This window comes from Cobetia sp. AM6, from assembly GCF_009617955.1.
Taxonomy (GTDB): Bacteria; Pseudomonadota; Gammaproteobacteria; order Pseudomonadales; family Halomonadaceae; genus Cobetia; species Cobetia amphilecti.
Window position 1 is genome coordinate 1,663,285 of sequence record NZ_AP021868.1, and the last position, 20,178, is coordinate 1,683,462.

Annotated in this window: 17 protein-coding genes; 9 read left to right on the forward strand and 8 right to left on the reverse strand. The window is 60.8% G+C overall.

Annotation, left to right across the window (positions count from 1 at the left end; genetic code table 11):
* Nucleotides 1–47: 47 nt before the first annotated feature.
* Nucleotides 48–1,247, reverse strand: coding sequence for an oxidoreductase (locus CLAM6_RS07105; RefSeq protein WP_153635558.1), 1,200 nt, complete (start codon nt 1,245–1,247; stop codon nt 48–50).
* A gap of 167 nt (nt 1,248–1,414) precedes the next feature.
* On the opposite strand from CLAM6_RS07105, the gene CLAM6_RS07110 reads away from it, so the two are divergent.
* Together CLAM6_RS07110 and CLAM6_RS07115 are read left to right on the forward strand one after the other, a co-directional pair.
* A complete protein-coding gene (locus CLAM6_RS07110; RefSeq protein ID WP_153635559.1) occupies nt 1,415–2,293 on the forward strand; it encodes a LysR family transcriptional regulator in 879 nt (292 codons plus the stop codon).
* Between the two features lie 111 nt (nt 2,294–2,404).
* On the forward strand, nt 2,405–3,184 hold the full coding sequence (locus CLAM6_RS07115) for an NYN domain-containing protein (protein ID WP_153635560.1): 780 nt from the start codon (nt 2,405–2,407) through the stop codon (nt 3,182–3,184).
* A gap of 88 nt (nt 3,185–3,272) precedes the next feature.
* Here CLAM6_RS07115 and CLAM6_RS07120 read toward each other — a convergent pair whose 3' ends face one another.
* The gene (locus CLAM6_RS07120) at nt 3,273–3,515 is read right to left on the reverse strand and encodes a YdcH family protein (protein ID WP_153635561.1); all 243 of its coding nucleotides are present in this window, start codon (nt 3,513–3,515) and stop codon (nt 3,273–3,275) included.
* A 45-nt stretch (nt 3,516–3,560) separates the two neighbouring features.
* Here CLAM6_RS07120 and CLAM6_RS07125 point away from each other — a divergent pair, with 45 nt between their 5' ends.
* Entirely contained in the window at nt 3,561–3,797 is a 237-nt protein-coding gene (locus CLAM6_RS07125; protein ID WP_153635562.1) for a hypothetical protein, read from the forward strand.
* Between the two features lie 268 nt (nt 3,798–4,065).
* Here the strand turns inward: CLAM6_RS07125 and CLAM6_RS07130 are convergent, their stop codons facing one another.
* Complete coding sequence (locus tag CLAM6_RS07130; protein ID WP_153635563.1) at nt 4,066–5,253, reverse strand: CNNM domain-containing protein; 1,188 nt, start codon at nt 5,251–5,253, stop codon at nt 4,066–4,068.
* A gap of 426 nt (nt 5,254–5,679) precedes the next feature.
* Between CLAM6_RS07130 and CLAM6_RS07135 the strand changes: the two genes are divergently transcribed.
* A complete protein-coding gene (locus CLAM6_RS07135; RefSeq protein WP_172978646.1) occupies nt 5,680–6,711 on the forward strand; it encodes a helix-turn-helix transcriptional regulator in 1,032 nt (343 codons plus the stop codon).
* A gap of 125 nt (nt 6,712–6,836) precedes the next feature.
* On the opposite strand, the gene CLAM6_RS07140 is transcribed toward CLAM6_RS07135, so the two are convergent.
* The 3 genes from CLAM6_RS07140 to CLAM6_RS07150 all read right to left on the reverse strand — a co-directional run bounded on the left by CLAM6_RS07140 (nt 6,837) and on the right by CLAM6_RS07150 (nt 11,425).
* A complete protein-coding gene (locus tag CLAM6_RS07140; protein ID WP_153635565.1) occupies nt 6,837–8,816 on the reverse strand; it encodes a tripartite tricarboxylate transporter permease in 1,980 nt (659 codons plus the stop codon).
* 176 nt (nt 8,817–8,992) lie between these two features.
* Nucleotides 8,993–10,126, reverse strand: a complete 1,134-nt coding sequence (locus CLAM6_RS07145) for a tricarboxylate transporter (RefSeq protein WP_242007768.1) — start codon at nt 10,124–10,126, stop codon at nt 8,993–8,995.
* Nucleotides 10,127–10,309: 183 nt separating this feature from the next.
* Nucleotides 10,310–11,425: a 4-oxalomesaconate tautomerase gene (locus tag CLAM6_RS07150; protein ID WP_153635566.1), complete on the reverse strand. Its 1,116-nt coding sequence runs from the start codon at nt 11,423–11,425 to the stop codon at nt 10,310–10,312.
* 134 nt (nt 11,426–11,559) lie between these two features.
* Here CLAM6_RS07150 and CLAM6_RS07155 point away from each other — a divergent pair, with 134 nt between their 5' ends.
* Together CLAM6_RS07155 and CLAM6_RS07160 are read left to right on the forward strand one after the other, a co-directional pair.
* Nucleotides 11,560–12,450, forward strand: a complete 891-nt coding sequence (locus tag CLAM6_RS07155; protein ID WP_043332186.1) for a LysR family transcriptional regulator — start codon at nt 11,560–11,562, stop codon at nt 12,448–12,450.
* 261 nt (nt 12,451–12,711) lie between these two features.
* Nucleotides 12,712–14,553 (forward strand): dipeptidase, encoded by a 1,842-nt coding sequence (locus tag CLAM6_RS07160; RefSeq protein ID WP_242007769.1) that lies wholly within the window; start codon nt 12,712–12,714, stop codon nt 14,551–14,553.
* Nucleotides 14,554–14,767: 214 nt separating this feature from the next.
* Here the strand turns inward: CLAM6_RS07160 and CLAM6_RS07165 are convergent, their stop codons facing one another.
* The gene (locus CLAM6_RS07165; RefSeq protein WP_153635567.1) at nt 14,768–16,216 is read right to left on the reverse strand and encodes an amidase; all 1,449 of its coding nucleotides are present in this window, start codon (nt 16,214–16,216) and stop codon (nt 14,768–14,770) included.
* A 218-nt stretch (nt 16,217–16,434) separates the two neighbouring features.
* Here CLAM6_RS07165 and CLAM6_RS07170 point away from each other — a divergent pair, with 218 nt between their 5' ends.
* A complete protein-coding gene (locus CLAM6_RS07170; RefSeq protein ID WP_043332182.1) occupies nt 16,435–16,623 on the forward strand; it encodes a DUF3008 family protein in 189 nt (62 codons plus the stop codon).
* A gap of 153 nt (nt 16,624–16,776) precedes the next feature.
* Here the strand turns inward: CLAM6_RS07170 and CLAM6_RS07175 are convergent, their stop codons facing one another.
* Nucleotides 16,777–17,565, reverse strand: coding sequence for an OBAP family protein (locus CLAM6_RS07175; RefSeq protein WP_054555938.1), 789 nt, complete (start codon nt 17,563–17,565; stop codon nt 16,777–16,779).
* Between the two features lie 272 nt (nt 17,566–17,837).
* Here CLAM6_RS07175 and CLAM6_RS07180 point away from each other — a divergent pair, with 272 nt between their 5' ends.
* Together CLAM6_RS07180 and CLAM6_RS07185 are read left to right on the forward strand one after the other, a co-directional pair.
* Nucleotides 17,838–18,575, forward strand: a complete 738-nt coding sequence (locus CLAM6_RS07180) for an HAD family hydrolase (protein WP_153635568.1) — start codon at nt 17,838–17,840, stop codon at nt 18,573–18,575.
* Between the two features lie 323 nt (nt 18,576–18,898).
* On the forward strand, nt 18,899–19,960 hold the full coding sequence (locus tag CLAM6_RS07185; protein WP_153635569.1) for a capsular polysaccharide synthesis protein: 1,062 nt from the start codon (nt 18,899–18,901) through the stop codon (nt 19,958–19,960).
* Nucleotides 19,961–20,178 lie beyond the last annotated feature (218 nt).

Genomic DNA, 20,178 nt, shown 5'->3' on the forward strand with positions numbered 1-20,178 from the left:
GCAGCGTCAGCGCTGCGGCGTTCTGCATCTGTCCTACTGAAAACGTCTCAGTTCGAGAAGTGCGCGTTCCAGGTCTCGGCGCGCGCGGCGTCGCGGGCTTCATAGTCGGCCAGCACCGTCTCCAGTTCGCCCAGTGATTCATGCTCACGATCCTCACCCAGCTGCGTCAGGCGCAAGGTGTACCAGGCTGTCACACCGCCTTCCGGCGGCGTGCTGAAACGCGGGAATTCCGGCGCGGGACATTTTCCGGCCTGCCAGAGGGCGGGCAGGGACGGGTGCAGCGCCAGTGGGCGGGCCAGGCCGACGAGATCGACGGCGCCCTGTGCCACGGCGTCTTCGGCCTGCGCGAGTGTCTTGAAGCCGCCGGTTGCCATCAAGGGCAGGGTCGTCATCTCGCGTGCACGCTTGGCGAATTCGATGAAGTAGGGGCCGCTGGCGCTGGCATCCGACGCGGAGTTCGCGCCGGGGAAGTAGGTGCCACCACTGATGTCGATCAGATCGATGGGCAGTTCATCGAGTGCCGCTATCACCGGCAACGCTTCGGACTCCTCGAAACCGCCTTGCAGTTGGTCACTGGAGTTGAGTTTCACCATGACCGGGTAGTCGTGGCCGACGGCCTCACGCACGGCAATGATCACCTCACGCATCAGGCGCATGCGGTTGTTGAGGCTGCCGCCGTAGTCATCCGTGCGCTGGTTGAAGAGGGGAGACAGAAACTGGCTGAGCAGGAAACCGTGTGCCGCATGTACCTGTACCCCGCCAAACCCGGCTTCACGGGCCAGGCGAGCCGTCGTTGCCATGGCAGCAGGCAGTGCCTTGATGGCCTCCAGACTCATGGCCTCGCAACGTAGCCCGGGAATATCCAGGGCACTGGGGCCATGCGCCTTGCTGGTCGGTGGGTAGGCCATCGCACCGGCGTGGCCGAGCTGCAGCCAGAGGTCTGCACCGTGCTGTTGACCGCGCTGGGCCAGTTGCGTGAAGGCTGTGAGATCGGATTGCGCGCTGAGCACTAGATTGCCCGGTTTCTCGGCATGGTGGTGGTCAGGCTGTACCTCACCGACCAGCGACGCCGCCACGCCACCCTCTGCCCAGCGCTCGTAAAGGCGCAGCTGTGCCTGACTGGGATGCCCCGTGCCATCGCCGAGAGAATCCGACATCGCAGCCTTGACGATTCGGTTGGCGAGCACCCGGCCGCTTGGCAACGTGAAAGGGGTAAACAGGGCGGGGGCTGTCGGCTGGTCTGTCATGGTGGCGATGTCTCTCTTGGTGCGGGTTAAGTAAAAGATGTGGCAAGGAATATGCTGAGCAATGTGACACTGAATCTGTCATTTCAGGAACTGATGACAGGGTGACATGCCTTGCGGACAGTGATAATCCGTTGTGCGCGCACAGTATCCGTGAGCAAATGGAACATATGAAAACGCATACGGACCTCGACATCTTTCACGCCGTCGTCGACGCCGGCACCTTCACCGGGGCGGCGCGCCAGCTTGGCATTACCCACTCCGCGATCAGCAAGCGCATCGCGCAGCTGGAACAGCGCCTTGGTGCCCAGTTGTTGATTCGCTCCACTCGGCAGATGCGCTTGAGTGAAGCAGGGCAGCTCTATGCCCTGGAGACGCGCGAGTTGCAGGAGCGCCTGCGTAATGTGGAGCAGGAGATCGCCGAAGGCAGCGGCGCGCTCAAGGGGCGCATTCGACTCTCGTGTTCTAATGCATTGGGCAAGCTGCAGGTGATGCCCCTGCTGTTGCGCTTCATGGAGCGCTATCCCGAGGTGATCGTGGACCTGACGCTGTCGGACGCGGTGGTCGACCTGGTCCATGAAGGAATGGATCTGGCGATACGCAGCACCGCACAGCCCGAGCTCGGCCTGATCGCCAGGCGGTTGGCCACCAACCATCGCGTCATCTGTGCATCACCGGACTATCTGGCAAGCCACGGCACGCCGCGCTCAGTGCCGGATCTGGCGGAGCATGTCAGCCTGATCCTGAATCTCCCCGGCGGCTTCAATGCCTGGGGGCTCAAGTCACTGCCCGACATGCGTTGCGGCTTCCTCTCCAATTCCCTGGAAACCCTGCACGCAGCCTGCCTGGGCAGCCGCGGCATTGCCTGTCTGCCGCACTACCTGATCGCCGATGATCTGGCTTCTGGACGCTTGATCCCGCTGCTGGAAGACATACGTGGGGACGGCGCAGATACCAGCATATACATCGTCCGCCCGGAGACGCAGATTCTTCCTCGGCGAGTGAGGGTGCTGATGGATGCCTTGATAGAGGGATTTGAAACCGGCTAGGAGGCGTTTGCCAAGGGCATGACGTATCTGGTGATCATCAAGGTCATTACATGACATATTATCCCAAGGAGAGATAACAGGATTTCAGTGACGTACATCATGGAGCGATACATGTCACAGATTGGACGCAATAGATTGGCGGTACTTATTGATGCTGACAATGCGCAGGCTGCTATCTGCGAAGCGCTGCTGGCAGAGATTTCAAAGCTGGGGGTCAGCACCATCAAGCGGGCTTACGGAGACTGGACGACGCCGAATCTCGCGCCCTGGAAAGAGCATCTTCTGCGTCATGCCATTCATCCGGTTCAGCAGTTCAGCTATACCCAGGGCAAGAATGCAACTGACTCTGCGTTGATCATCGATGCCATGGACTTGCTGTACTCGGGGAACGTGGAGGGGTTCTGCCTCATCTCTTCGGACAGCGACTTTACGCGCCTCGCGGCTCGTTTGAGAGAGAGCGGCATGCTGGTGTATGGCTTCGGTGAAGACAAGACGCCTCAGCCCTTCGTGTCTGCCTGTGACACGTTCATCTACAGCGAAGGACTGCGCAAGGTGGCTGAGAAGCCCGTCCCGGCCATGCCAGTCAGCAAGCCGGCTGTTGAGCCGGTAGCCCTCGTCAAGCCGACCAAGACACAGCGACAGTTGAGGTCGCATATCTTGAATGCGGTGAATGAACTGCAACAAGTTGATGGTTGGGCTCCCCTGTCAGCAGTTGGTGGATATCTAAAGAAGAAGATGCCTGACTTGAAACCGTCTGATCATGGTGCCAGCAAGCTTGGAGCGATGATTCAGAAACTGGATTATCTGGATGTATGCCGTAGGCCTGTTAAAGGGGGAAGTATGCATTTCTATATCCGAAAAAAGAGTAGCCAGCCTGCAAAGGCCAGCTAATCAGGAAATCTCTTGATAGAGGTCGTCAGTCACAGAAGCTGATGGATAATAATCGGTCGGTATTTCCAGATAGTGAGCCGTAGGCGCTTTACTCAGCCGCCATCATTCGCTCGTACAGACCATCCTTGAGCAGGCTGCGCTGATGCTTGAGTTGGTGCATGGAGTCATCGCCGATCGGCGATTCATCGACTTCCAGGGCATGAATCTCGGTGTCTATGCGGGTATAGGCTTCCGCGATGCGGGCGAACTCTTCATTGCCGTTGATCAGGCGCAGAATGAGTTCACGTTGCTGAGGGAAGTCGTTGCACAGGGAGTGGTCATCGATATGCATGGTGTGGCTCCGAAATAGGGGGGGAGAATCCAAAAAGAGGGAGTGTTGCCACTCCCCGAAAGGGCATCCTTGCTTACGTTGCAGGACGTATTCTCAAACGATGGACTGGAAGTCGATCACGATCTGGTCCCAGCTGCGCTGGGCGGTCATGTCGTTTTCGACATCGCTGTCATAGGCATTCTGGAAGCGCTTGATGGCGGCGGTCTGGCGGGTGGCCTGATAGAGCCAATAGGCCTCTTACTTCAGGAATGGCGCCTTTCTGTTCAGCCCGGAACGTCGTAAATTTCTTGTATATCATTAAGTTATCTCGGTTCGTTCACTGCCCGTCGTGTGTGATTAACGTTAGCACCGAGTCCGGGGATTGATTACCGAGAGATTGGAAGAAAGAAATTATTCGATTGCTTGAGAGTAGGTGTTCGCAAGAGGAATCAATGGGTTATCAGGCGGTATCAACAAACGCCAATAAAAAAAGTCCCGCGATAGTCGTATCTGGCAACGACTGTCACGGGACTTTTGCCTTCGAGCGAGTCACAAGCGTGGAGGGGCGAGCCTAGCCCTTGCTGTCGCCAGGGCTCTTGGCAGAGTCTTTGGAAGAGTGCTTGGAAGAACCCGCATCTTTCTCGGATCGCTCGTAGACGGGCAAAGCACCTTCATCAGAGCCAGTTTCTTCACCCGGGACAGCATCTTCACCAGCAGCCGTTGCAGTGGAAGGCTGGGGACTTGAGGTGTTGGCACCGATACGCTTGGTCCAGCGCTGGCGGGCAAAGCGGCGCAGATTGGCCACGTTGTCCGTCTCGTCGATGATGTCCTCGCCCAGTATCGTCTCCATCACGTCTTCCAGCGTGATGACACCCAGCCAGTTGCCGAGGTTGTCGTAGACCACGCACAGATGCTGGCGTTCGCGCTGCATGAGCCCAAAGGCATGCTCGACGTTGTCTTCGGCGTGCAGCTCGCTGATCGGGCGCATCAGATCCTTGAGCGGGGTGGTGGGCTCTGCCTGATGGGCATCGGTCCGGTGAATCATGCCCAGCGTTCGCTCATCGTCGGTCATCACCGGGTAGCGGCTGAAGGGCCAGATCGTCAGCTGGTCATTGAATTCGGCCACGCTCATCTCGGGGCTGACCGTCTGGCAGACAGGGCGCGGCGTCAGCACGTCACGCACCTTCATTTCATGCAGATTGAGGATGTTGGTGATGACGCGCTGTTCATCATTTTCCAGGGCTTTCTTGTCTAGCCCCATCTGGGCCAGTGCCTTGATCTCGCCACGCACATCGATGTCATGGGCATCCTTGCCGATGCGCGAGGTGATCAACTCCGACAGCCAGATCAGCGGCTTGAGCGCGATGACCATGGCATTGAGCACCCCGGGCAGCATCGGCGACAGCTGACGCCAGTAGGTGGCACCGATGGTCTTGGGGATGATTTCCGAGGCCACCAGGATCAGCAGCGTCATCACCGCCGAGGCCACGCCGACCCAGGCTTCCCCGAAGACGACCGATACCTGCGCGCCCACCCCCGTGGCACCGACGGTATGCGCGATGGTATTGAGCGTCAGGATGGCGGCCAGCGGCTTGTCGATATTGTCCTTGAGCTTGGCCAGAGCGGCGTGGCGCTTGGGGTGCTGGTCTCTCAGGCTTGCCACATAGCTGGGGGAGAGAGACAGCAGCGCCGCCTCGAGCACGGAGCAGATGAATGAGATGCCAATCGCGATGGCAGCGAACAGGATCAACAGAAACATGAGGCGTGCTCCTTGGGGGGAAAGGCATCCATTAGTGACATAAGGCGCAGCACTGTCAAACCCGTGAATTCTCGCGGAGTTTTCAGCCTGCTGGCCAAGCTTGCCAGCCTGTGACGCAAAGTGCCGTTGACTCGAGGGATGCAAGAGGGCTGCAAAAGGGGAAAAGGCTTTACATGAGACAAGATGCAATACTTATATGATAATGAGATTGTTTTGCTTTCGGCAATCATTGTATTTTGTGTTCGCCAGCCGTATTCGCAAGCCACGGCCTGGCATGGCCGCTGAGTGGCACCGTGCGTCCCTTCAGCCGTCAGTGCGACCCGCAGCAGGCGGTAGGCCTTCACCAGGATTCACATTGCAGGGATTTGCAGCGACATGTCACAGCCGCTTGGAGACATAGCCGACAGTCGGATTACACGCCGCGTCATGGCCTCACCTCAACAGCGCCCTTCATCGCTCAGCGAGCGGCGAGGCTGGCGAGCAGCGAAATATCCGCATTGCGAGGGGCAGGTGCATGACCTGCATCCCTGGCGGGATGCGCATCTGACGCTGTGTGATCTCGAGGTGTCACGCGCCTATCACGGCCAGCATCAGTTTAACGAGGGTCTCTATCTCTGCCTGGTGCTGGAAGGACGGCTGACGCTATCAGGCGTGGACGGCGTGGGGGTCGACTTGCTCGCGGGGCAGGGGGGAATCTTTCGCCCGGCGAGAACGCAGTTTGCGCCGCCGACGCTGAAGAGCTACCACCCTGAAGGTCGCCTGCGCTGCTTGAGCTTGCATCTGGAGGGCGAGGCGAGCCAGTCGCTGCAGGTGCGACGCGGGCTGGCGAACTGGGATGCATTGCCGTGCACGCGCCTTTCCAGACCGATGGGCTGGACGCCGGGGCGCTGGCTTCATCAGCAATTGGATGAGTGTGTCAGAGTCCCTGGCAGTGATGGCGTACGCGGGGAGTGCGAGACGCCTGTGGTCACCGCCTGCGAGGGAGAGATGCTGGAGTGGCAGGGGATCGCGCTGCAGTTGTTGGGGGCGGCACTCAAGCGCCGCGCTGGTGAGGCGCAGGAGGTTTCGGCGTTCTCCGCAGCCGCCGCACCCCCTGCATCGCCATTGGCGTCCCCATCGCGCCCCCACGGCGCCTGTCGACATCTGGAGGCGGTGCGCCAGCGTCTTGCCGCCGTGCCGCATGGCGCACACTCGCTGGAGGAACTGGCGCGGCTGGCCTGCATGAGCCCCTCCGGCTTGCGCCACAAGTTTCGCCAGGCCTTCGGGCAGTCGCTGGGTAGTTATCAGCGCGAATGTCGCATGCGGTGTGCCGAGCAGGCTCTGCGTCGCGGGGTGAGCATTCAGCAGGTGGCGCATCAGGTGGGGTATGCCCATGCCTGCAACTTCGCCACGGCCTACCGGCGTCATTTCGGGGTGTCGCCACAGGCGGCACGAGCCAGGTTTCATCGCGTCGAGTGAGTCGTGATGGCGGCGAGCACCTGACAATGGGCTTGGGGTTGTCATAATACGCAAGCGGGCACCCAATGGGTGCCCGCTTGCGTATGTCGTACTTGAGAGTTGAGTGCTGGTGATGCCCGCTGGCCTTACAGGAAGGGAATCATCGGCAGCACCACGTCATCCAGCAGACCCGTCGGGTAGTGCAGATTCATCGCCGCCTGCATGCCGAGCAGGAAGACTGCAACGCCCAGCGCGAAGAGCCCTGCGAACAGCGGCGACTTGCGCGCGATGGTGAGCTGGAAGCCCAGGCAAAACAGCACGGCGGTGGAGACGAAGCCCAGCAGCGCACTGACGCCGATCAACACGAAGAAGCCGAGAACCACACCCACTGCCTTGAAGGCCGGTTGCTGGACGCGAATCATGCCGCGACGCCAGCCGTTGAAGACCACGGCGATCACCGAGAGCAGCGTGATGAAGGCGGCCAGCGTCGGGAAGGCCTTGCCCAGCGGCATCAGGTCCCTGACGTCATAGAGCGCCCACAGGGCGGCTGCGCCCATCATCAACAGCAGCAGGAAGTCGACGCCACCGAAGCCACGCGATTCCAGGACATCCTCTTCCGGCGACGGCGCAGTCTCGACCACTTCATGGGTCTGGCGACGACGCATGATCGCCTTGCGGATCACCGGCAGGAAGAAGGCCAGCAGGATCAGGCCGAGGATGATCAGCACGCCCGGACGCAGGAAGGCTTCGGCGCCGTGGAACTGCATGCTCTGATAGAAGTAGTTCTCGGCACCCGGTGCCAGCACGAAGCCGATCAGGAAGGCCGGACGCGACCAGCCAGCACTCTTGAACAGCACACCGATCATGCCGATCATGCCCAGCGCGGCCCAGTCACCCAGCGAGCGGCTGGCCTGGTAGGCAGCGAACAGGATCAGCACGGTGATGGCAGGGGCCAGAATGGCGAAGGGTACACGCGTCAGCTGCGCGACCGGACGCGCCAGCATCAGACACAGGCCCGCGCCCAGGATATTGGCCAGCGCCAGTGACCAGATGATGGTGTAGGTCATGTCCAGATTGGTGGTGATCATCGACACACCGGGTTCCAGACCCAGCAGCAACAGCCCACCCAGGAAGACCGCCGCCGTGCCGGAGCCTGGCACCCCGAACAGCAGTGTCGGCACCATGGCACCACAGGCGCAGGCATTGTTGGCGGATTCCGGCGCGATGACGCCGCGGATGTCGCCCTTGCCGAACTGGCTCGGGTCCTTGGCGGTCTTGACCGCGAAGCCGTAGGTGATCCAGTCGACCACGGAACCCGCCAGACCCGGAATGGTCCCGATCAGGCTGCCGATACCGGCACAGCGCGCGACCAGCCACTTGTTCTTGACCACATCCTTGATGCCGGCAGACCAGCCCTTGCCCAGGTCGGTGTTGCCGTTCTTGGCGATACTGCCACGTCCCAGCAGCAGCTCGACGATTTCCGGCAGGGCGAAGATGCCCAGGCCCAGCACGATCAGCGGCACGCCGTCGTACAGGTAGTCGATGTCCAGGTTCATGCGGTACTCGCCGGTCGCCGGTGCGGCGCCGATGGCACCGACCAGCAGGCCGAGGCCGCAGGCAGCGGTGCCCTTGAACAGGTTCTTGCCGGACAACACCGCCACCATCGTCAGGCCCAGCAAGGTCAACACGAACAATTCGGCTGACGAGAAGGCCAGTACGAGGGGGCGTGCGACGAGGATGAAGCCGGTCAGGATGATGGCGCCGATCACGCCACCACACAGGGAAGACAGGAAGGCACTGGTCAGCGCGCGGGCTGCCTGGCCCTTCTTGGCCAGCGGGAAGCCGTCCAGCACCGTGGCTTGCGACGCGCTGGAACCGGGAATGCCCATCAGGACAGAGGCGAAGGTATCGCCGGTGGGAATTACCGCGACCATGCCCATCAGCATACCCAGGGCGTAACCCGGGTCCAGTCCATAGAGGAAGGGCAGCAGCAGGGCCATGCCGGCGATGCCGCCCAGGCCGGGAATGATACCGACCAGCAGGCCGACGAAGATGCCGATCATCATGAACAGCAGATGCGTCAGCGTGAAGACGTGTCCAATGCTGGACAGGAGAGTGTCGATCATGGCGTTACTCAACCTCTTGTTCTTCTCTAGATGCTTCTCTAACACTCAGAGGCGGTGCCGGGGAGAGCATGGTGAGGCAGGGAGTGAAAGGCTCACGGGGCTGCTGGTCGGCAGCCCCGTGAGTGGGTCCCCATCACACCCGGGGGGTCAGACCGTTACGGGTGTGATTGCGCGCCTCAACGAGATTGCAGGCGGATATTGTGGCGTTCCATCAGCCAGTTCTTGACCCATTCGTGCTCGGCTTCGCTCAGCTGCATGGCTTCCTGAAGCTGGGTCGCGGCGGCCTTGCCGACCATCAGGCCATAGGGCCCGACCTTCTCGGCGGCCTCCTTGAGGAACTCGGGGTCCTTGGCCAGATCACGCGCGGCCTGGCGGTAAAGCTCCAGCAGCTTGGGGTCCACGTCCTTCGGCACCAGCAGCATCTTCTGCATGGCGTAACCGGAGGCGAAGAACTTGTGGAAGATCTGGTAGGCCTCGTCGTCACGTGAATGGCCTTCCTGGGCCAGATACAGTTCGGAGAAGGTCGGCAGGTCCGGGAAGGACGGATCGCGCTCGATATGGCCTTCGTCATCCATCACGCCAAGGCTGAACAGCGGTACGGCCTGGCCGGCGTCGACCAGCGGCGTGACGTTGCTCTTGTAGGCGGAGGTGGTCTGGAAGTCGAGGGCGACTTCGCCACGCTCGAAGGCCAGGCGGCCTTCACCACGGCTCTTCATGCCGAAGACCGGGTCGACCTGGAAGTCGAGCAGATCGAAGGCCATCAGTACCGGCATTTCGAGCCCGGTCGGGTTCTGGCCGGCGAACTTCACTTCCTGGGAGGCGAGGGCCTCGAGCGCACTGGCGCTGTCCTTGCCCAGCGAGCTTGAGGCGTAGACGACACCCCCTGTCGGTGCGGCGAAGATCGGCTCCCAGTCGGCATAGTCATAGCGCACGCGACGGTCGCGCAGCATGGCCGGATACTGGGTAGAGGCCGAGGTGACGACCATCTCGTCGCCGTCATCGCCGGCACGCTTGCTGAACAGGTTGACGCCGGTGATGGAACCACCGCCCGGGACGTTGTCGATGACGACAGCCGGGTTGCCCGGCAGGTCCTTGGTCACCCAGTTGGACATGAAGCGTGCCCAGACGTCCGTGCCGCCCCCGACACCGAACGGGACGGTCCAGGTCAGGGTATCGGGGACTTCCGCCGCGGCGTGAACGGCTGAGGACAGTGGCATCAGGCCCATGACGGGCAGCATGAAGGCCAATGCGGTGGTGCGGGCATGACGCTTGAGGGTCTGGCGCTTGGGGGTAGACACGATGATGGACATGGTCTGACTCCTGATTATTGTTGGAATGCGTTGTCGATCAGTGATGCGCTATCTGCATGGCGGCGCAGTCAGGCTATTTCGTTTAGCGAAAATTCATTGTAAATCAATATACTGCAGTACCTGCTCGTTGCCTGTCGACGAACTCTTCGCCTCTGGCGCTTGCCAGTGCGGTCGTCTGGCGTGTCATGCACGCCCAGGCATTTCCACCGAGTCGGGGAGGTTCAAGAACACCTCGCCACTCATGATCTTGCGTGCCGTGCGCAGCAGAGACACGCGGCTGGGGGTCATCGGGTCGGCATTGGCATGCTCGACCTCGACATCCAGAAATCCGGCGGGATGTTCCAGATGAACGTTTGCCGCCAGGCTATCCGGTGCCAGAGTGCCGGCCGCGAGTGCCACACGATTGGCCAGGGTGCCCGGGATGCTGGTCGCAACGGCCAGCGTGATGGCACCCGTGACGGCCAGGGCGCCATGGCAGCGATGCGGCACGAAGTAGCGGGCGCATAGAGTGCCGTCCTGGGTGCGCGGGGCGGAGAGGATCACCGGCTTGGGCAGCACCGAGCCGCTGACGTCGCCCATGCCCATCAATTCCCCCGCCTTGAGGCGAATCTGCTCGAGACGTGCCATCGCCTCGCGGTTGGCGTCCATCTCGGCCGGCGCTTCGTTGCCTGCCCAGCCCAGACTTGCCGCTTCGATCAGCACCACCGGCGTGGCGGAGTCGAGACAGGTCACCTCGACGCCATCAATCACGTCGATGACCTGGCCGCTGGGCAGCATCTTGCCGGTCTTGGCGCCCACCGCGCCGAGGAAGCCCAGCTTGATGGCGCTGCCGGCGCCGGGCACGCCACTGATGCGCGTGTCACCCTGGTAGGCCACCGCGCCACCGGGCGTCGGCACCTGGCTGTCGATCAGCGTGCGGGTATTGAGGTTGTGGATCCGCAGACGCGTCAGGTCACCCTGTGGCGCAATCATGCCGGTCTCGATGGCGTAGGGGCCGACGGCGGCCAGCATGTTGCCGCAGTTGGGTGAGAAGTCGACCTTGTCGCCTTCTACGTCGACCTGAGCGAACAGGTAATCGACATCAGCTTCAGGATGACTGGGCGGCCCGACGAGGGCGACCTTGCTGGTCAACGAATTGCCGCCGCCCAGGCCATCGATCTGCAGTACGTGGCCGGAGCCCATGACCTGACGCAGAACTTCGCGACGGCCTTCGTCATCGGCGGGGAGGTGATCCAGACGCAGGAAGGGACCCCGAGAGGTACCGCCACGTAGGATCATGCAAGGAAGTGAATGCATCATGTTGGAACGCGCTCCTGTCTGTTTGCGCCTTCATGAAGCATCACAGCCGATGATCTATGCATCAAATGCAAATAGAACCTATACTGTCATCATTGTGCGCATTAATCCGAAAACTGAAACAATAAGGTAGTTGCATGCATAGATTGGAGTTTCTGGATCTGTCGGCGTTCGTCGAGGTCGCCGAGAATCATTCCTTCAATGAGGCGGCAGAACGGCTGCATATTTCGCAGCCGGCGTTGTCGCGCCGCATCCAGAAACTGGAGGAAATTCTGGGCGCCAAGGTGCTCGAACGCACCACGCGAAGAAGTCGTTTGACGCCTGTTGGGCGTGATTTCCTGCCCAAAGCCCGCAAGTTGCTCGAAGATTATGAGTCGTCTCTGGTCGGCGTTCGCGAGCTTGCCACCCACCGCAAGGGGGTGCTGACCATCGCCTGCCTGCCCACGGCAGCCTTCTACTTCCTGCCCAGCGTGGTGCGCGAATTCAATACCGCCTATCCCGGTATCCGGATTCGCATCCTGGATGTCAGTGCCAATGAAGGGGTCGAAAGGGTGGTTTCGGGGGAGGCAGACTTTGGTATCAATATGGTCAGTGCCCACCATCCGGCGGTGGATTTCACCTCCATCTATCGTGATCCCTTCGTGCTGGCCCTGCGTCGAGACCATCCTCTTGCACAGAAACAGCGCGTGGAATGGAGCGACCTGGACGATGTGCGCCTGATCACGGTCTCGCGTGACAGCGGCAACCGCATTCTGCTCGACAACACCCTGCTGTCCGCCGGGCTGCATCTGGATGGCTTCTACGAAGTGCAGCACCTTTCGACGTCACTGGGTCTGGTCGAGAGCGGGCTGGGCGTCGCCATCCTGCCGTCGATGGCCATGCCGGGGCCGGAACACGAGGTGCTGTGTCAGCGTGAACTGCCCGAACCGCGCATTGACCGCACCATTGGCCTGCTGCGGCGGCGCGGTGAATCCCTGTCGCCGATCGCGGAACTGTTCATCGAGATTCTGCTCAAGCGCTGGAACTGAGTCGCTCGTCTGGGGCGAGGGGGCCAAGGCCATAATGGAGAGCAGAGTGGCAGGCACCTCTCGCCAGGGTTGGCGTGGCGTGGCCTAGTACATAAGATGGTTGTGTATAAGACATTCATGTTTCACGGCAAGGCCGATGAAACCGTCTTGATGTCGCGTGGTCAGCTGCCGCCGGGCGTCGGTGAGGGTCTCCCCCTCATCCATTGTCTCTGCGGCCATTGACGACGTGGCGTCTTGCCTAACACAAGGATGTACATGCCCATGAGTACCCGCACAGCCACTCACGCTACCTCTCGTCAGACGGCCCTCGCGCTGGGTCTGGCACTCGGGCTCGGCAGCGCGCTGCCTGTCAGCGCAGACGAGCCGATGGCGGCCGATGACACGGGCAAGCGCGCACCGCAGGGTGAACATACGCTCAAGCGTGCCCAGCTGGTCAGCTTGATCGAACAGGGGCATCAGGAGCTGGCGCCGGACTTCAATGGCTTTCTGACCCAGGTTGCCGAACGCAATTCCCAGGACACGGCCGTCAGGGCCGCCATCGAGCAGTATCAGGCCGGTGAGACGCTTGAGGGCGATGCCTTCGTCAACATCTATCGTCTGCTGGGGGTCTACAACCGTCTGCAGTACGGCGATGACGTCCAGGCGCTGCTCAAGGAAATGGTCGCGATCCCGACCGCCAAGGTGGGGGAGAAGCCGCAATTCGAGAACCCGGAAATCGCGCGCTTCGGTGAGCTGATCAAGGCGCGCGCCGAGGCGTTCGGCCTGACGTTCCGTAACGTCGACAACCGCGTCTTCGAGGTTGAGCTCGAGGGAACTGGCGATGACGTGTTCGGCATTCTGACCCACGGCGATGTGGTGCCGGCAGGCGAGGAGGGCTGGACACTCGACGACGGCACCCATCTCGACCCGTTCGCGATGACCGAGATCGACGGCAAGCTCTACGGCCGCGGCACCGAAGATGACAAGGCCTCTATCGCCGCGGCGCTGTATGCCATGAAGTCGCTCAAGGAGAATGAGGTGCCGCTCAAGCGCACCATTCGCCTGATGATCGAGACCACGGAAGAGACCGGCGGTGATGGCTTCGAGTACTACAAGGCCAGAAATGACCTGCCGGAATACAACATCGTGCTCGATAGCGGTTATCCGGCGATCACGGCCGAGAATGGTTTCGGCACCATCGATGCGCGCTTCCCCTTGACGCACAAGGCGGGCGAGGCGTCATCTGATCAGGCAGTCGACGCTCTGCCGACGATCACCGACTTCCAGGGCGGCCTGGCGACCAACCAGATTCCGGAGCGCTCCACCGCCACGCTGCACGCGGCTGACGCAGCGGGCGCCAAGGCGCTCAGCCACAAGCTTGAGACGCTCGGCAGCCGCTACGTCAAGGAGCATGGCCAGGACTTCAGCGTCGCCAGTGAGGTGGAAGGCGAAGAGGTCAGCGTGACGGTGACCGGCAAGTCGGCCCACTCCTCGGCGCCGGCCAACGGCATCAATCCTGTCACACGGCTGGCGGGCCTGCTCGCCACCTCCGGCATCGATTTCCATGACAATGCCTATGAAGATGCCATCCATTACCTGAACGACAATTACGGGCTGGACTATCACGGCAAGCAGCTGGGCATCGCGTATTCCCATGATTTCATGGGGCCGCTCAAGGTGACGCCGACCTTCTTCGCCAAGGAGGACGATGCGCTGCGGGTCGCGGTCAATGTGCGTGCGCCCGCCGGCGAGAAATCACCTGAGGAATTGAGCCAGACGATTCAGGAAAAGCTGAGCGCCTATGCCAGCGAGCAGGGCATGGACATGACGCTGAACGTCGAGATTCGCGACTGGATGCTGCGTGATCCCAGCGGTGCCTGGCTGCAGACGCTGCTCAATATCTTCGGGGATACCACCGGCATGGAGGCCGAGCCGCGCTCCTCCGCAGGCAGCACGACCGCCAAGCTGTTGCCCAATGCGATCAACTTCGGCCCGTCCATGCCGGGTGAGACCTATACCGGGCATACCTCCGAGGAGTTCAAGCGGGTCGATAACCTGATGCTCGACATCCAGATGTTCACCGAGATGATGGCGCGCATCGGCAATCAGGATTCGCTCAAGTAACCGGGGCGGCTCACGGGGCCGCGTTCATGTGAATCGCCTTTTGCAGGGCGTATTGAAATAGCCCTGTGAAATAGCCTTTTGAGACAGCTCTTTGAAATAGCCTCTTGCCTGGACGACAGGCATCACAGCCAACGCCCGCCACCGCCCTGATGAAGGGGCAGTGGCGGGCGTTGTCGCATGTGCAGGCCGCCGGTCAGACAGTGCGGCCGCGATTTCACCTCGGGCGGTAGGGCTCGGCGGGATGCGCGGTAGGGTAGGCATCCATATAGGCAGCGGCGGCCCGCAGCAGTCGCACATCATCGTGCTTGCCGCCTGCCAGCTGAAAGCCGACGGGCAGCCCCTGAGACGTGAAGCCACAGGGCACTGACGCCGCAGGTTGGCCGCTCAGGTTGAAGGGATACGAGAACGGCGCCCATTCCTCCCAGTCATGCATCTGGCTATCCGGGGGTACCTGATGATTCAGGGCGAAGGGGGTGACGGCGACGCTGGGTGTCAGCAACAGGTGGTAATCCTGATTGAATTTCTCCAGCGCCTGGGTGATCCGGTAGCGCTCCTCGAGTGCCTTGAACAGATCCAGCGACGACCATTCGCGTGCACACATGGCATTCTCGACCAGCCCGGGGTCGAGCTGTTCACGCTGCTCGGCATCGCAGTCATCCCAGAGCCCCAGCGAGGCGGTGAACCAGATCTTGCGAAACGTCTCGAGGCTTGTCTCGACCGGGGGATCGACCGCCACGATGTCCGCGCCAAGGTTCGCCAGACGCTGTGCGGCGCGCTCCACCAGGCTTGCGATCTCGGGGTCGACCTCGACAGACCCGAAACATGGCGAGTAGGCGATACGCAGTCCTGCCAGCGACTTGCCGATATCCGCGCCCCAATCCTCGGGTTGGCCGCGGTTGGCGTATGGGTCCTGGGCATCGTGACGGCCGATGACATTGAGCATGGCGGCGGCGTCACGGGGGCTGCGGGTCATGGGCCCGATGCTGGACAGGAAGGCAGCCTTGGAGGGCGGCCACTGCGGTGTCCAGCCGAAGGTGGGCTTGAAGCCGAAGATGCCACTGAAGGCGGCAGGGATACGGATCGACCCACCGGAGTCACCGCCCTGGTGCAGCACGCCCAGATTGAGGGCGGCGGCGGTAGCCGCGCCACCGGAAGAGCCACCGGGTGTCAGTTCGGTATTCCAGGCATTGCTGGTGGTGCCATGCACGAGGTTGTCGGTGACGGCCTTCCAGCCGAACTCGGGGGTGTTGGTCTTGCCCAGTAGAATCGCGCCTGCCTCACGCAAGCGCCTGACCGGAGGCGCATCCTGCTGGCATGGCGTAGCCGGTGTGATCAGGGAGCCTGCTCTCGCTGGCATGCCGGCAACATCCGTCAGGCCTTTCAGTGAGGTCGGAATGCCATCGAGCGGACTCAATGGCTTGCCGGCCTGCCAGCGCTGCGTGGATTCACGCGCCTCCTTCAGCGCCGTGTCATGCGCGACATGCACATAGGCATTGACGAGCGGGTTGAGTCGCTCGATACGATCGAGCACCGCTCGGGTCACCTGTAGCGGGTCGAACTCACCGCATTGATACCCGCGTGCCAGTTGCTCGGCGTCCAGCGCCGTCAGGTCATCCCTGGCAGTATGGGGCGAAAGATGTTGAGGAAATTCGACGTCACGCATGGCGGCTCTCCTGCTGCTGGATGGCGATATTATTGTTGAGGACAGTCATCTGTCTCTCCTGCATGGCCTTGGGTCAGAGAGGGGAAACTCAAGGCATCGCGAGGCTTGAAAAGGGCGAAGGAGGGCCGCATGGCCCATGGAGAGTGACAGCAAGCGGCATGGTCGAGCTCATGGCAGCCGACCATGGTTCACGATATTCGCCCAGAGGGAGGACAATCATGCCAGCCAAGTCCAAGGCACAGCAGATGGCAGCCGGGGCAGCACTGTCAGCACGTCGTGGCGAGCAGAAGGTCAGCGAACTGGATGGGGCCGCTCGCTCGATGTATGACTCCATGAGTGAGGAGGAGCTCGAGAAGATGGCCTCGACATCACGTGAAGACAAGCCGCGCCACGACAATCAGAGCTGAGCCCTGCGGGATGCCCATTGCGGCTTCCTGACGCGATAGCTGAAACGACAAGGCGCCTGGCAATTGATTGCCAGGCGCCTTGTCGTAGATGCATGTCGTTGGTGCATGTCGTTGGTGCGTGTCGTGGCATGTGTCGCTGATGCGCCGCTGGCCTCAGCGGCTGTCGTTCAGGCTCTCATGCGGCGGCTGGTGGGACTCGCTGTCGGGCGGGGTCGGGCCACCGTTGGCCTTGGGGCTGACATCGGGCAGCGGAATCTCGGCGCGCTTCCGGCGGCGCTCTTCGGTGCTGATGCCCAGGCGCTCATCACGGCGCTTCATCAGCTCCTCGTCGATCTGACCGTCACGGGTGAAGGCCATCATCAGCTGCGGGATACCGTAGGGGAAGTCGTCGCGGTCGATCTGCCAGGTGTGGAAGGTCTTGCCGTAGGTGGTGACGAGGTCCTCGAAGTAGCTGCGCTCCGCCAGTTCCGGAATCCCCGGGGCCACCAGGATGCCGGACTTCACTTCATAGTGATGGCTGTGCCAGAGCGGCTTCTCTTCCTCGGGCAGCTGCTCGTAGCGCTCGGCGCTGATGATGTATTCGATCCCGATCAAGCGGGCATCACTGCGATTGGAATCGAAGATCACGCATTGGTGCAGATCATGTTCCAGGTGGATGCAGAAGTGGCTGGCCTCCACCTGACGTCCCATGTCATCGGCGTAATGGTGGAAGCCGTTGAGATAGGTACTCATCGCTTCCATCGGATACTTGCGCTGCATGACCTGCGAGGCCGCATCGAGCACCTGATGCTTCAGCGGATGGCCGCTACTGACCTTGCGAGCACTGTTGAGGCGCCGGCCCAGAAAGAAGGCGGTCGCCGCGGCGGCGCCGGCCAGAAGGCCTGTGCCGAAGCCGGACGAGTGTGAGGGATGTGAGCATGTGCGGGAATGGCGATGACGCATACTTCCTCCTGCATGTGTGTCTTGATAAGGCAAGAATTCCTGTCATGACGTTGCCATTGCAGTGCATTACCCTTGAGCGCGTCAAGTCACCTACCGACAGCCTTGCCTCGTAAAATCCTCGCCCAGGTCTGCTGCAGAGTGTCGGGATTGCTTTTCAGTTTTCTGCCCTCATCAATGAGGGATATCACTTCTTGTGGCCGCTCAATGCCTTGCGCGACAAGGTGTCTTGTTCATCACGTGTTTCGGCCATCTTTTCTCGAATTGGAGCTCGCATGAAGCAACTTATCTTTGATTGTGACGGTGTATTGGTGGATAGCGAGATCATCGCTGATGGCGTGCTCAAGGAAAAACTTCCCGTCTGGCTGCCAGACCTGGGGAGTGCAGAGCAGATCGAGCATGAGCTGGACCGCTGTCTGGGCATGATGACGCGCGATATCCTGCTGGACCTGGAAGCCCGCAGCCAGCACACGCTGCCCGTGGATGCGCTCGACCAGGTACGTCATCTCGTCGATGCCCGCCTGGCCGACTCGCTCAAGGCCATGCCCGGGGTGCGTGAGACGCTGGAGTGGATTCGCGATCAGCGTCTGCCGTTGGCGATCGTGTCCAACAGCTCTGAGCAGCGCATGAAGATCAATCTCGAGAGCTCGGGGCTGCGTGGCATTCTCGATGAGATTGCCGCGGCCAATGGTGATGAGCAGCTGCCGATTTTCACCTCCGATGAGGTCATGAATCCCAAGCCGGCGCCGGACCTCTATCTGCTCGCCCTCAAGACGCTGGGACGCTCCGCCGAGGAATGTCTGGTGGTGGAAGACAGCCGCACGGGAATGCAGGCAGCCGTGGCCGCGGGCCTCAAGGTCGTCGGCCATCTGGGCGCCAGCCACATCCCGCCGGGCCACGCCGAGGTGCTGCGGACCACAGGCGCCTGGCAGGTCATGAAGCACTGGGATGAATTCAGCCGCCTGTGCGCTGATGCCGGTTTCGTGGCCAATGAAGAAGCCATCAGCCAGTGAGGTGTTGCACTGATATGTGCGCTGACCGCTCAGCTGGCATGTCTTGAAAGACGAATGCTGCTTACGTGGTTTCCTGATTCTTGTCATCGGTGAACAGCTTCATCGATGACAAGTCTTCATTCTCTGTTGCAAGCCCTGTCACAAGCCCTGTCACAAGCCCTGTCACAAGGCCAAGACTTGTCCTCGACTCATCCGGCCTTGCACATTTCCTCGAGTTTTCCCTTCTGTTAGACAATTCTGCAAACTATCGGTATTTTTACGCGATTCGCGTTATTTATCGTTACCTATGCGCTGTCATGGGTAACTAATACCTGGGTTGCCTGATGATCAATGCATTCATTCGAAGCGATACTTTCGAGAACAAGGGCTATTGGCTGCGCAAGCATGTTGCGTGGTTCAGCCATCGCTACAATGCGCATTATGGAATCGCGCAGCTGTCGCCACAGAGTCCACGTTACCAGGTAGCACGGGATTCACTCGCAGAATTGCAGCGTGCGGCGTCATTGGGGCCCAACCCGGGGGCGGCGACTCAGGCACAAGCCCAGCCCAAGATAATCTGGATGTACTGGGATGCTCCGCTGGAATCAGCACCGGAAGTCGTACGTCTGAGCGTCAGGTCTTGGCAGGCGCTGAATCCAGACTACGAAGTGCGACTGCTCAGTGATGACAATATCCAGCAGGTACTTGGCTTTGATTTCCTTGCTGCCTTCGAGCTGTCGACCGTCAGGTTGAACCCTGCCATCAAGGCGGACGTATTGCGGCTGTATCTATTGAGTCGTTATGGAGGAGTCTGGGCTGACAGCACGACGTTCTGCCTGACGCCATTGTCGGAGTGGTTGCCTGTGGCAATGAGTGAACTGGGCTTTTTCACCTTTCGTCAAAGCAAGGCGCCCGCCAGGCCGATGGAGGTCTGGTTCATTGCGGCGGTGCAAGGGCGGGAAATCGTGACCCATACATTGGGCCTGTTTCTGGAACATCTTTTCTTGCCCCGGCGCAGTGCGATCTTCATTTCCAATCGTGCCAAGAATCACGCGAAGCTGGGGGTCGGGCGTCAGCATCCTGAGTTGCTCTATGCGGATTTTGTCCGCCGTGCCGAGCGCTTTGGCTTCATGCCGTATTTTTCGTTCAGCTATTATCTCAATGACAGCTTGCGGGAATACCTGTCCTCGGCGGATATAGAGCGCTTCATGGCGCTCGAGAATCGCTACGTAGGGAATGGAGAGGAGTTTGAAGCATTCCAGGAGGCGCTGGTCTCCAAGCAGACCTATAAAAGAGATTACCAACAGCGTCCCGTATTTCTGAAACGCAAGGACTACCTTCTGTCCCTGTTGGCTGACACCAAAGAGGCTGAGGCTCGTGTCAGCGTGAGCTCTGCTTCAGCGTGAAACTTGGCTGGTTAAAATTCTGGCTAGAGGGAATTCTGGATAGAGTGAGTACCGAATAGGGTAAAAGGACAAGAGCCTGTGGCCATTGGCTGCAGGCTCTTTTGGCTTGTCATCCGCCTCCCCATCATTTGAAGGCCTTCAGCCTGATGGTCTCTCGCCAAGGTGCCTGTGTCCGTGAAGTCGCAGGCTCTGGTATCTTCCCTGGCATCGTGAGGCTA

Bases quoted from the DNA above. Each gene is read 5' to 3' on its own strand.
- CLAM6_RS07105 (WP_153635558.1), bottom strand. From the start codon at position 1,247: ATGACAGACCAGCCGACAGCCCCCGCCCTGTTTACCCCTTTCACGTTG.
- CLAM6_RS07110 (WP_153635559.1), top strand. From the start codon at position 1,415: ATGAAAACGCATACGGACCTCGACATCTTTCACGCCGTCGTCGACGCC.
- CLAM6_RS07115 (WP_153635560.1), top strand. From the start codon at position 2,405: ATGTCACAGATTGGACGCAATAGATTGGCGGTACTTATTGATGCTGAC.
- CLAM6_RS07120 (WP_153635561.1), bottom strand. From the start codon at position 3,515: ATGCATATCGATGACCACTCCCTGTGCAACGACTTCCCTCAGCAACGT.
- CLAM6_RS07130 (WP_153635563.1), bottom strand. From the start codon at position 5,253: ATGTTTCTGTTGATCCTGTTCGCTGCCATCGCGATTGGCATCTCATTC.
- CLAM6_RS07135 (WP_172978646.1), top strand. From the start codon at position 5,680: ATGGCCTCACCTCAACAGCGCCCTTCATCGCTCAGCGAGCGGCGAGGC.
- CLAM6_RS07140 (WP_153635565.1), bottom strand. From the start codon at position 8,816: ATGATCGACACTCTCCTGTCCAGCATTGGACACGTCTTCACGCTGACG.
- CLAM6_RS07145 (WP_242007768.1), bottom strand. From the start codon at position 10,126: ATGTCCATCATCGTGTCTACCCCCAAGCGCCAGACCCTCAAGCGTCAT.
- CLAM6_RS07150 (WP_153635566.1), bottom strand. From the start codon at position 11,425: ATGATGCATTCACTTCCTTGCATGATCCTACGTGGCGGTACCTCTCGG.
- CLAM6_RS07155 (WP_043332186.1), top strand. From the start codon at position 11,560: ATGCATAGATTGGAGTTTCTGGATCTGTCGGCGTTCGTCGAGGTCGCC.
- CLAM6_RS07160 (WP_242007769.1), top strand. From the start codon at position 12,712: ATGAGTACCCGCACAGCCACTCACGCTACCTCTCGTCAGACGGCCCTC.
- CLAM6_RS07165 (WP_153635567.1), bottom strand. From the start codon at position 16,216: ATGCGTGACGTCGAATTTCCTCAACATCTTTCGCCCCATACTGCCAGG.
- CLAM6_RS07170 (WP_043332182.1), top strand. From the start codon at position 16,435: ATGCCAGCCAAGTCCAAGGCACAGCAGATGGCAGCCGGGGCAGCACTG.
- CLAM6_RS07175 (WP_054555938.1), bottom strand. From the start codon at position 17,565: ATGCGTCATCGCCATTCCCGCACATGCTCACATCCCTCACACTCGTCC.
- CLAM6_RS07180 (WP_153635568.1), top strand. From the start codon at position 17,838: ATGAAGCAACTTATCTTTGATTGTGACGGTGTATTGGTGGATAGCGAG.
- CLAM6_RS07185 (WP_153635569.1), top strand. From the start codon at position 18,899: ATGATCAATGCATTCATTCGAAGCGATACTTTCGAGAACAAGGGCTAT.